Annotated in this window: 5 protein-coding genes; all 5 read right to left on the bottom strand. The window is 66.1% G+C overall.

Features of this window, described 5'->3' with window-relative positions:
- Positions 1-12 precede the first annotated feature (12 nt).
- Entirely contained in the window at positions 13-1,911 is a 1,899-nt protein-coding gene (locus CFB18_RS00110) for a hypothetical protein (protein WP_143597442.1), read from the bottom strand.
- A 104-nt stretch (positions 1,912-2,015) separates the two neighbouring features.
- On the bottom strand, positions 2,016-4,115 hold the full coding sequence (locus tag CFB18_RS00105) for a hypothetical protein (RefSeq protein ID WP_143597440.1): 2,100 nt from the start codon (positions 4,113-4,115) through the stop codon (positions 2,016-2,018).
- Complete coding sequence (locus CFB18_RS00100) at positions 4,112-6,787, bottom strand: 6-pyruvoyl-tetrahydropterin synthase-related protein (protein ID WP_088569779.1); 2,676 nt, start codon at positions 6,785-6,787, stop codon at positions 4,112-4,114. Before CFB18_RS00100 ends, CFB18_RS00105 begins: the two co-directional genes overlap by 4 nt.
- Positions 6,788-6,792: 5 nt before the next feature.
- Complete coding sequence (locus CFB18_RS00095) at positions 6,793-9,432, bottom strand: 6-pyruvoyl-tetrahydropterin synthase-related protein (protein WP_088569778.1); 2,640 nt, start codon at positions 9,430-9,432, stop codon at positions 6,793-6,795.
- Positions 9,429-11,972: a hypothetical protein gene (locus tag CFB18_RS00090; RefSeq protein ID WP_088569777.1), complete on the bottom strand. Its 2,544-nt coding sequence runs from the start codon at positions 11,970-11,972 to the stop codon at positions 9,429-9,431. The genes CFB18_RS00095 and CFB18_RS00090 overlap by 4 nt, the downstream gene beginning before the upstream one ends.

Raw genomic sequence — 11,972 nt, 5'->3', positions numbered from 1 at the left:
CCAGGATCCCTCTCAGTTCCAAACCTTCAAGATCAAGGTCTCCGTCTCTCCGATCGGTAGAAGAAATCGCGCCCGGACGACGCGGTTCGGATCAAACAGACCCAGCTCCAGGCGAAGGGGGCGGTGTGAGATCTCCTTCGGGAAGACCAGCTCGGTATGATCGATATAGACGTCGCCGATCCGCCAGAGATGCCCCGGAACACCCCAGCCGCTGGGGTTCTGCAGTTGATGCCCTTCCGAATCCAGCAGGTGGTGGAACGGCTGATAATGCCATGCCCACCGTGCGGGGTCCTCAGGGATCCTTTCCACCTGCCAGTAGGTGGTGATGCGAAGGCGATTCCCCTTCTCTTCGAGATCATACCCCAGGAGCCGCCAACCTAAATCGGTCAGGATACCCAGGGGGATGGCGGGTCGGAGCTCCCCGGGGTGGATCTCGTAGAGGGCTATCCATGCACCATCCGGCATCCGATGAAGCCATGAGGGCGGCCGGCTCAGGGGCTCCAGCGGAGGGGGAGTGCCGGTTCCGAAGAGCACCATGAGAGTCCGATGGGTGGTGTGCGCGACGGCCAATCGGTCGGGCCGGAAGCCACAGCGGACCTCCAGGGCCCGCCCCACCACCCCCGAAAGCCAAGTCGGCGTGGTCTCCGCGCATTCCCATGGCAGCCAGATCTGCGTCTGGGGATCCTCCTCCAGCCCATAAAGCAGGCGCCGGGCCAGGGCGGCGGATTCGACCATGGGCAGCTCCTCGGGGTTGCCGGTCCATGGATGGAGGCGAGCGTTCCGGTCTGCCGCGAGCAGGATCAGAACCCATACGAAGGCAATCCCCCACGTTCCTGCTTCGATGAGATAGCGTCCCCAGGAGCGCGCTGGGAGCTTCCGCCATGGCTGGACGGCCAGAAGGACCCCGGCGGGCAACGTGGGGACCAGGTAATGGATATGGATGGGATACGGCCAGGGGAGGGCCAGCCACACGGCGGGGAAGCCCCACCAGATGGGGAGCAGCGGCGAATGCCCATGTCGCTGCCGCAGCCCCCTCGCCACGGACTCCAGCACTGCCAGAGCGATGGAAGCTTCGATCAGCCCCGCGCCGATGCGGGCCAGACGGACGAGCAGCCAATCCGGTGGAGAGGCTGCGCCCATCCACACCTCGGCGAAGTCTTTCCCGGAGACCATACGTAGGGCGTGGGCGAAGGCCACCTCCTGCCAGGGCCAGAGGCGAGCAGGCAGCCGGAGCGTTCGCGGGCCCTCCCAGGCATGCCATGCGATCCCTCCATACGCCAGGGTGCTTGCCAACATCAACCCAGCGCCGACCCCCCGAACCCACCGGTTGCCGGGCATCAGCCCCGCGGAGAGGAGCGCGGGCGGGATCAGGAGCAGTCCCACCGGGTGCACCAAGACGGCCAGCGCGACCCCGACCCAGCCCCATCCGATGCGGGCCGGCGAGGGGGATCCCCCTTGGATCAGGAAAGGGCTCCAGGCCCAGAGGGCCAGGGCCACGAAAAAGGGGAACCATCCCGGCAGCCAGGTGCCTCGGGTGAAGTAAACATGCCAGGGCGAGAAGGCCGCCATGAGCAAAGCCACCCGCGCGAGCCAGGGGGGCGCCATTGACCGGGCTGTCCGATACGCCAGAGCCAGCGCCAGCATATCCAGAGCTACCGCTGCGTAGTGCGGAAGCCAGGGTCCTGGGCCGAGGGCCAAGACGGGAACGATCAGCAGGCTTGCCAGAGGTGAGGCCGGGATCCCCAGCGTGGATCGCTGCCCAATGAGAGGCCAGATCCCCTGCTCCCGCCAGAGGGCTGCCTGGGCGATGGGGAACGAATGATCGTAGTTATGCCGGAGAGCCGGCAAGCCTGTGATCCGAACGCTGAAGCCCAGCCACAGGATCAGTCCGATCATTCCCCAGCGTCTCATGCCTGCCTCCACATCTTGCTCCGATCTGTCCGGTAGATGGCGAGGCAGCAGGACCATGAAGATTTGTCTTTCGATTGCTTTGAGGCTTACACACTAAGGATCGCTCACGGCGTAGCGAGTAGCGACAACAGGATGAGGGCGCCGCTCCGCTCCGTTTCCGGTGGGGTCGGGAGATGTTGCAGCGAAGGCCACTCGTAGATCCCCACGCCCAACCATCGGGCCTGCTTCAGTCCCTGGGCGGATAACACCCGGCGATCCAGGATCCGCTCGCCGGGTTGCCAGCAGAGGAATGGATAACCACCGTTGTACGGAGGTCCATCATACTGAGCAACTTTCTCTTTCCGTTCATCAAGCATCTGAGCGGTAATCGAGTAGCTACCATGAGGTCGCGCGCCAGCCTCCCACTCCAGCCAGACCTCCGCCTCGGTTTCGGAGAGCCAACGTATAGCGTAGCCCCGCAGAACGGCGACCTCCCCGAAGGGGATACGAACCGGACGCCGCGGCGGGGGCTCCGCCGACTTTCGGGAGGGGGGCACCAGCTCGAATACCCAATAGGGCTCCATGCGAATGGTGGGTAGGAATCGGGGATCCCGGGCGATCTCACAAATCCCTTTCGTGGAGAACCCATGGAGCTCCGGCTGGCTTTCATCGACCAGCACATAGCGCACGCCTATCACCCTCAGGGTGGCGAGGGCCTCGCGAGCTTCTGGACGCGGGAAAGCCCGTACCCGTTCCCGTAGATCCTGGATGTCCGGTGGAATGTAGCCGCTGTAGGCGATCACCAGGGGCTTGCGGTGGACTAGAGCGGCATACATGCGCCGGGTTTCACCCGCATCCAGGGGGAGGAAGACCGGCAACTCCACAATGGCGAACTCTCCCGGCTGCTGGGCGAGCCAGCGGTAAACCGGCGGCAGCGCCGAGGGCTGAGGAAGAGCGGCGAGGGGAAGGGGGACCGCCCATGCCTCCAGCGTCCCCAGGCTCAGGATCCCGAGGGCGAGGGGCACGCGCCGCCGAGTAGAGGAGAGGCTGTTCTCTAGGCCGATCCCTGCCAGCGCATGCAGGCCGACCAAGGAGAGCAGGAACCAGCGTGCAACGGCTCGAATCAACGTGACGGCGGGGAACAAGGCGGCGAGGCCGGCGTAGAGCCCTGGAACGGAGATCGGGCCGATGTCCCAGCGGGGGCCCAGGGCCATCAGCATCCCTAGGCCTATGCCCATCCAGGCGGTGCGCCAGACCGCGCGAACAGGCTTCTCCCTGCGCCCCCGCCAGGCCCAAGCAGCCATCAGAAGCGGCGCAAGCCCCGGGTAGAGCTGGACTTCATGAGTGGTGTGGCCGGGGATGCGGAAGGGCGCCGTGAGGGGACCCAGGATCCGCAGGGTGGGGGCAGCGGCCAGCCCGTCGACAGGCCATGCCGAGAACGCCTGCGCCAGCCGGAGATCCCGGTGGCGGGCCAGCTCCGGGGCCACCTGTAGATACGGGATCGCGACCCCTCCTGTGACCAGCCCCCACACCAAGAGCACGAGGCCTAGCTGCCCTGCAGCCGGTCGGGAGAGGGATTTCTCCCGCAGGCTCCAGAAGCCCAGGAGGACGAGGATGATCCCTCCGAACACCGCCAGGTGCCAGGTAGAGAGGGTCATCAACAGGAGGGAGAGCAGCAGGTCCAGGGCCCGTCGCCCGGTGGGCCGCCGCCGGTATCGCAGCAGCGCGGCCATGGCCAGGGGGATCCAGCCCATATAGAGCAGCTGCAGGTGCATCAGGTGGGCGAAGCGATACGGGGCTCCGGCGAACAGCCATCCGGCAAGGAAGGCCGCTCGGCGGCTTCCTCCCCACGCCCGCACCAGCCGGGCCATCCCCAGCGCGGCGACCCAGAACGAGGCGAGGAAGGCGACGTTGTAACCCAGGGCCGGGATCCCGGTGCCCAGGATGAACGGAAAGGCGAAGGGCAGGATCCCCAGCAGCGGCTCCGAGTAAGCCAGGGTTCCGCGGTGCGGGTAGAAGATCGGCGCATCGAAGAAGGTGCCGGGGCGCTCGGTTAACGCGCGAGTCTCCCAGGCCAGGATCCAGGTGTTGAGCAGCGGGTCCCCCAGATCCTGCGGGAGGGTGTCCGCCAGGCGGAAGATCAGCGGGGCGGTGAACAGGATGGCCCCAAGGGCATAGGCGAGAGCCATAATCCCATCCCGCAGGAAAGCGCGCCACCGCCTCATGGTCCCACCTCGATCGTCTGAGGGAGGATATAGGCCGACTCCCCGGAAGGGAGGACGAGGTGCGTCATCGATGGCCACTCATACCAGCCGATCCGCAGGCGGTAGGTTCCTGGCTGATCAATCGCATCCAGTTCGACCGGGACCGCAACGGTCATCCCCACGGGCCATTGCGAGGTATCGAAATAAGGCGGTCTGTCCTGTTGTCCACGCATCGCTCCGTTCTCATCCAGCCGATGCACGAAGAACGTATAGGAGCGGTCGATGGGACGCTGGACCTCCCAGTAAAACCAGAGCTTCCACGGCTGACCCGGGGGGATCCGCGTCGGCCGCTCCACGCCGACTAGGCGAAGGGCCCCGCCGAAGGAGATCGGCTCCGGCAAGCGGGCGGACGGAGGCATCCGGCGGTTCACCAGCAGGATGCGCGGGAGCATATATCCGTTTTCCCCCGTCGAATCGACCGGAACAGTCTTCCAAGGGGAGTCTTTTTCATACAATCCTATCTTCAGCCGATAGGGACCGGGGGGAAGGTCAGCCGGGATCCGGAGGGTGTGCGCATCCCGGATGTAGCGTTCCTCCCGCCATGGCAGCGCCGTCGTCGGCATGTCCCCCGGGTGCATGTGATCACTCTGGAAACGCAGCTGATTCGGGGGAAGCGCCTCCAGCCCGTGGACATACACGCTGTATTGGGTCTCCATCGGACGCAGCCCCCGCCACCAGAGGATGAGGCGCAGGGTCTCCCCCGGCTCGACGACCCAGGAGGAGAGATGATACCCCAGCAGGCGGACGCGGCCGCCGAAATCCACGTCCGCCCGCTCGCTCATTCCGGGAGGATGGTTCGGATCCGAACGAGGGCGGAACCAGCCGGTGTGGGGATCCACATAGATGAGTTTCCCGATCAGGAGCAGCGCCCCCAATGCCCCGGCAATGGCTGCCTCCCGGGGAGAGAGAGTGGGTCCTTCAAAGCGGGCCCGCCTGACAAGGGTCTGCCGGGCGCGCCGGCGCTCCAGAAGCCAGCGGCTGAGGCCGGCCCCCCATAACCCAAGGGAGAACAGCTCCAGCAGGCGCCAGTCCCATCGCCCGGCGAAATGCAAGCGGACTTCATGCCGGCCCGCCGGCAGGCGCGCCTGTAGCCGCCCGGTTCCCTCCTCCGGCCAGATGGCTACCGGCCGTCCATCCACCTGAACATTCCAGCCCGGGAAGGCGAAAACCCAGAAGGAAACCGTAGCCTCGCGAGGGAGATCCACCCGGAAGCGCTGATCCAGCGGGTGGAGGGAGCGGACCTCCATTCGGGAGCCGGGGGGCAGGTCCTCCTCTCGCAGCCGAACGGGCTCCCGTCCCTCCCGGTAATCTTCCTCCAGCGGGGAGCCCCGGATCTCCCGGGTCACCCAACGCGGGAGTAGCTCCCCCACGCTGGTCAGGCCGATCAGCCCCGCCTGGCGATCGAAGGCTTGAAGGTCGGCCAGACTGGCCCCGCGCATCACCGTAAACTGCCCAAAGGGGTACAACAGGGGAGCCGCGCCCAGGATCACTGCCAGCAAGATCCCTGCGAGGGCCAGCCCCCGGGCCCGGTGGATTTCCTCCACGGAGAGGCCGATGAGCAGGGCCACGGGAAGGGCAGCAGGGCCCAGCCAGCGCCAGGGGAACTCCGCATAGGCCAGAAGAGGCATGTGTTCCCAGAGGGGACGCGAGATCGAGGTCATCAGCGCGATCATCCCGATGACCCCGATCCCTGCCCCGAGGGCCAGGGGGCGGGATCGGCCGGGCCGACGGAGGGCCAGAAGCCCCGGCAGGGCGAGGACGACCTGATGACCGCCCAGGGTCAGTACCTCTTGAGGATTGCCCAGGCTCTGATCCTGGACCGGGACGAAAGAAAGCAGGCGATCCAGCCCCAGGAAATGCTTGCGGAAATCGAAGTGTCCCCGGAGCAGGCGGTCCAGATGCACCAGGGAGCGATCCCACAGGGCGGGGATCACAAAGAAGGCGGCAAGCCCCAGGCCCAGCCCCAGCGCCATAAGCGCCTTCCCCCATCGCGCTCGGGGCGGGCGCTCCACCCAGATCGCCAGCCCCCCATAGCCGATCAACACCCCGGTGCCGAGCATCGCCGTGATGTTGTGGCTGAGCAGCAGCAGGGCGTAGGTGAGCCCGGCCTTCCACCAGCGGGCCCATCCACCTGCGCGAAGATAGTTGTGAAAGGTATCCAGGGTCCACGGCAGCAGGCACAGCCCCAGATACTGAGGGAAATCCCCCTGCCAGTAGAGCTCCCGCACCCGGAAGGGGGCGAAGGCGTAGGCCAGGCCGGCCGCCATCGCACCGCCCTCCCCGATTCCCCATCGGCGGGCCAGTCGATACACCCCTGCGCTGCCCAGCAGCGTTAACAGGGCCAAGACGACTTTGACGCTGCTCTCCAGATCCAGCCCGAGGGTCATCCCCAGGGCTCCGAGCCAGGGGAACAAGGGGCCCAGAAAGTGGAAGAGAGGATATCCTAGGCCGTCGACCAGGTCGGGGGCCCAGCGGGGGAAGAGCACCCCTGCGCGCCACATCCGATGCATCTCCAGCACCCGGTAGACATGCAGCACGCCGTCGTGGGAGGGCGGGAAGCCTGCCCACCACAACGGGCTGATCACCAGCAGGAGGCCGGGGATCATCAGCCAGAAGCCACGCTCACGCAGCATATGGGCTAAGGTCCTCCTACCTCAAGGGAGATCGGCAGAATCCCATACAGGCCCTGCTCCGGCTGCGGGTCCGGAAGCAGGTGCTCCATGCTGGGCCATCGATACCATCCAACTCGGATCGTGTACCGCCCGGGTTGGGAAAGCCCAGGGAGAGGCACCTCCACTGGGATCGATGCCCCCACCGGCCAGTGCCGGGTGGGCTGGTAGAGATCCCGCTGTGCCCGGAGCTGCCCAGCGGCATCTACGATGTGCACGAAGAGCGTGTAGTCTGCATCGAGAGGGGCCAGGGCTTCGAAAGACAGCCAGAGCGTCCATGGCTGCCCGGCTGGCAGCGCGGCCGGTGTCTCTGCTCCAAGGAGGCGGATCTTCCCGCTGAACGCGATGGGCCGAGGGAGCGGTAGGACCGGTCGAGCGACGACGAAAGCGAGGGGCAGATCGAGTCCATCGGCGCCGGTCTCATCCACCTGCAGACGCCGCGTCGGCTCTAGGCGGTGGTAGAGCCCCACCCGCAACCGGTAAACCCCCGGATGGGCCTGAAGGGGGATGCGAAGGCGGTGCTCGTCCCGGTAGATCCGCTGCGGATCCCATGCGTTCGTGGGGATCTCCGCAGGGTGCATATGGTCGCTCTGGAAGGCGAGGGTGGCGGGATCCTCCCAGGGCATAGCGTGCACATACACGCTGTATTGATCTGAGATCGGGGTCAGCGCCCGCCACCAAAGCGTCAGCCGCGCCTCGCCGCCGGGAAAGGCGATCGAGGGATCCAGCTGGTAGCCCAGCAGCCGGATCTGGCGTTGATAATCCACCTGCAGATACGCCGCAGGCCCCTCAGGCCGATCCAACGGGACGCGGGTGAGAGACCAGAGCTGATCGGGGAAGCGCAATAGCGCGCCCAGCAGGAAGCTCACGGCCAGGCTCCTCTCCGTCAAGGTCCATGGACGATGGATCCAGATGGAGGGGATACGAAGGGCCCGCAGGCCCCATCCTCCGCGGGCGATGACCATTCCCCATAGGCCAAGGGAGAATCCCTCCAGGAACCTCCACCACCACAGCGGACGAAAGCGCAGCGTGATCTCGTGGGCTCCCGCTGGCACCTCCGCCCACAGCCATCCAGTCCCCGCCTCGGCCCACGTGGGGACCCGGCGGCCGTCCACCCGCACCTCCCACCCAGGGAAGGCGAGGGTGTAAAAACGGACTGGGGCGGTCATCGGCAGATGAACCCAGTAGCGCTGGTCCAGGGGACTCCGATCCAGAGGGGTTGACCAGGCTCCGGGCGGGAGAGATCTCTCGTCCAGGCGGGAGGGCTCTTCCCCCCGCCGATACGCTTCCTCCAGCGGGGAGCCCTCGATCTCCCCTTCGACCCAACGAGGGAACAGCTCCCCTATGCTAGTCAGGCCAGGGTAGCGATGGTCTCGCTCGTAGCGATGAAGATCGCGGAGGCCCGCGTCCCGCAGAGGGATCCAGGTGCCACCGTTGTGCATCAGGCCGTTTGCGCTGAGGATCAGCGTCCATGAGAACCCCAGGGGGATCAGGAGCGGCCAGCGGGCCATCCCGATCTCTGCAGCCAGCCCGATCAGGAGGGCTAATGGGAGAGCGGCAAGCCCCAGCCAGCGCCAGGGGAACTCAGCGAAGGCCAGCAAGGGGACAGCCTCCCAGAGAGGGCGGGAGGCGGAGGTCATCATCCCGATCATCGCCGCAAGCCCAACAGCGCATCCGAGGGCCAGCGCGCGATGGCGGTGGCGGGCAACCATCTCCCCCAGGGCCGGCATGGCCAGCAGAACCAGGGGTAGCCCCAGCGTGAGGAACTCCCGCCGGTTCCCCAGGCGGTCGTCCCGCAACGGCGGCATCGAGAAGATCTCCCCCAACCCGATGAAGTGTTTGCGGAAGTCATATTCGCCCTGAGTGAGGCGATCCAAGTGGACCAGCGGGCGATCCATCAGCGCCGGGACGGCGAAGAAGGCGGCTAGGCCAAGCCCTAGGGCGAGGGATCGCGCCAGCCGCACAACTCCCCGGGCCGGATGGCCTTTCGTGACGATTACCAGAAGGCCATGGCCTAGGATGACCGGTGTCCCCAACATGGCCGTGATGTTATGGCTTAACAGGAGCAGCCCGTAGGCCGCACCTGCTCCCCCACCGCAGGGCCATCCGCCACGGTGGATATATGCTCCGGTGGCCCACAAGACCCAGGGCAACACGCTGAGGGCCAGGTATTGGGGGAAGTCCCCTTGCCAGTAAAGCTCCCGCACCCGGAAGGGCGCATAGGCGTAGGCTAGGCCGGCGATCGCGGCGCCCCCCTCGCTGAGCCCCCACCAGCGGGCCAGCCCGTAGACGCCGACGCTGCCGAGGGCAGCGGCCCCGATCAGCACCAACTTGATCGCGTCCTCGGTTGCCAGACCTGCCCACACCCCGACAGTGGCCAGCCAGGGGAAAAGCGGAGCATTATAGTGGAAGAGCGGATATCCAAGGCCGAAGGCGAGGTCCGGCGCCCAGCGGGGATAAAAAACCCCGGCCTGCCACAAACGGGCCATCTCCACCACTCGATAGGCGTGGATGATGCCATCGTGAGTGGGAGGAAGCCCCGGCCGGGCCATGGGCAGGGCCAGAAAAACCATTCCCAGCAACAGCAGAACCAATCCCCGCTCCTTCATGGAAAAGGCTCCTCTGGCGCTTGACATGGTGTCGGGAGGATCTCGACCCGAGCGATCTGGGCCGCCCCGGGCTCCCGGAGCGGGATGTGGCCGGAGCGGATCGCCCAGCGGGACGCAGCGTCAGGCCGTCCGATGGGATAAAGACCCAGCACCAGATCCGCGGGACCCGGACTCAAATCCGTCGGGAGGGGCAGACGGTAGGATTGCATCACGATCTCCCCTTCCTTCCACTCCCGAAACGGTCGGCTGCCGAAATCCACGGGCAGGTCCCGTCCCGCAGCCATGCGGCCGTGGGCGTCGTGCAGGTGGACGAAGACAACCGGTGTCGCCTCCTGGGTCCGCCAGCGAGCAGCGTCCGTCACTGTCCAGAACAAAGTGAACTCCAGGACCTCCCCCGGACAGAAGGCATGGCCGCTTCGCACCAGGGCGATCAGCAACCCTCCATTATCGAACTCCAGCCCGAGCTCTTCAAAGCCGGAGGCCACTGGAAGCGTGGCCGCTATCTCCTCCGGCTCTGAGATCCTACGCAGCTCCAGCGGAGGCAGGGGAGGGAACGACCGTCGTCCTATCTCCCCAGGCTCTAGGTGCAGGACGGCCTCCCACCGGGAGATCCCACTCGGCATGGGAATAGCCGTGAGGGGCAAGAGGGTCACGTAGGCGGGAAGCGCCTGGGGGAGGGCACCCTGAACAGTCCGCTCAATAAGCCCATCCCGGCCCTCCCCGCGCCAGCGAAGGATATAACGCGGCGGGGTCAAAGCGATCCGTCCCAGCCTGGACCCCCGAGGCCAGCGCAGGAAGAGCCAGAGCCGTTCGCCTTCCGCCTTCCCGATCAGCTGGGGAAGGCTGCCGTTCCCCGGACGAGGAGGCTTCAGGAGGTAAAGACGCCCCTCCGGGCCTTCCTGCACCAGCTCGAGAACGTGGGAGAACAGTGCCCAGCGGGCTTCGAAGGCTTCCCGTTCCCCGGTCAGCCAGCCCTCGGAGCGGATGAGGACGGCGCGGACACCCAGATCGGACAGGAAGGCGATGCCCTCCCGCGAAGGGAACATGAGCAGGCGGTCCGCCACCTCCCAGAACAGCGGGGGGAAGAAGCCGCTGTAGCCGATGGGAGTCGGTTGACATCGGTAGAGGGTAGAGAACTGTTGATGGGCCAGACGGCTCAGACTGATCGGATCCGCTGTTAGATCCAGGGTGCGCAGGGTAGGGAATTCCACGAAAGGAGTCTCGCGGGTCTGTTGGGACAGCCAGGTGTCCAGGGCGGATGCGGACGTTGGCATCGGGAAGCGTGGAAAGGGCCCCCGGTAGGCCTCCAGGACGGCCAGAAGCAGCAACGCCCCGAATACCCTCCGCGCGCGCGGAAGGGATGACCTGCACGCCCGCCAGCCCAGCCCGGCCAGCACTGCCAGTCCCAGCTGGGCCAGCACGAACATGCGGGCGGGAACGCGGATCGCCTGGAAGGCGGGGAAGGCCATCCAAAGGAACAGATAGGGCATGCCGGTCAGGAGCGGCGGATCCTCGAGCCGCAGGCGGAGGGCGGGCCCAATGGAGAGCGTGAAGCCCAGGAGGGTGAGGAGCGCGAAAGGGCGCCGCCATGGGCTCCGGCGGCGGAGCAGCCCTACCGCGGCCAGCCCCAGGGTCACCCATCCTGGGAACAGCGTCTCCACATGGGCATAGCGATGGATCTCTCCGAACACCGGCAGGCGAGCATAGAGGTGGCCGTGTGGCACCAGCAGGAAGCTGAGCAGCCCAAACGCCGCCTGATCCCCTAAACTTCTCCCCCCCACATACCGGCGCGCCTCCACATAAGGCCAGAGGATGGGGATTAAGATCCCGCCCGCCAGCGCCATCGCCAGCAACAGCCTGGATCCGGCCGCGCGACGAGGGGTGCGGGAATGAACCAGCCGCTCTACGCCGAGGACGAGCAACCCGAACAAAAGGAAAAGGCCGTGGTAGACCGAGATCGAAGCCTGTAGGGCGAAGCTCAGGCCCAGCCCGACCGCCTCACGGGCCCGCCCGTTCTGGAAGAGGCGGAAGAGAAAGAACAGCGAAAGGGGAATGCCAAAGTTCAGCAGCACCTGGAGCTGAGGGGAAGGGCCGAACCGCAGGGTCATGCCAGCGAACAGAACCCCGGCGAGGACAGCGGCCTCCGGGTCCCGAGTGAGGCTCCAGACCAGCAGATACGTGGCCGCGGCGGCCAGCGCAAACGCGCCGATGAAAAGGATATTGTAGGCCAGGATTGGATTCCCGGTGGCTGCGATCACGGGGGCCGCCAGCAGCGCTGCCCCCAGCAAATTCTCTGAAAAATACAACGTGTAAGGGTAAGGATAAAAATTTGGCGCGTGCGGAAGGGCCCGCGGGCTCAGGAGATGTTTTACGTCCCAGCCCAGCGTCCAGGCGTTCAGGACGGCGTCCCCTTCGTTCTCCAGAGCGGATCCTGCCGTGATGGCTACTGGCCAGGTCAGCAGCACTGCCAAAATGAGGAAGAACACGATGGCCAAGATGTGAGCCCGGATTCCATCTCCCATCTGCGTTTGAGGTCCCAT

The organism is Thermoflexus hugenholtzii JAD2 (assembly GCF_900187885.1).
Lineage (GTDB): Bacteria > Chloroflexota > Anaerolineae > Thermoflexales > Thermoflexaceae > Thermoflexus > Thermoflexus hugenholtzii.
The sequence above is the reverse complement of the archived record's forward strand: the minus strand, read 5'-3'. Positions and strand labels throughout refer to the sequence as shown.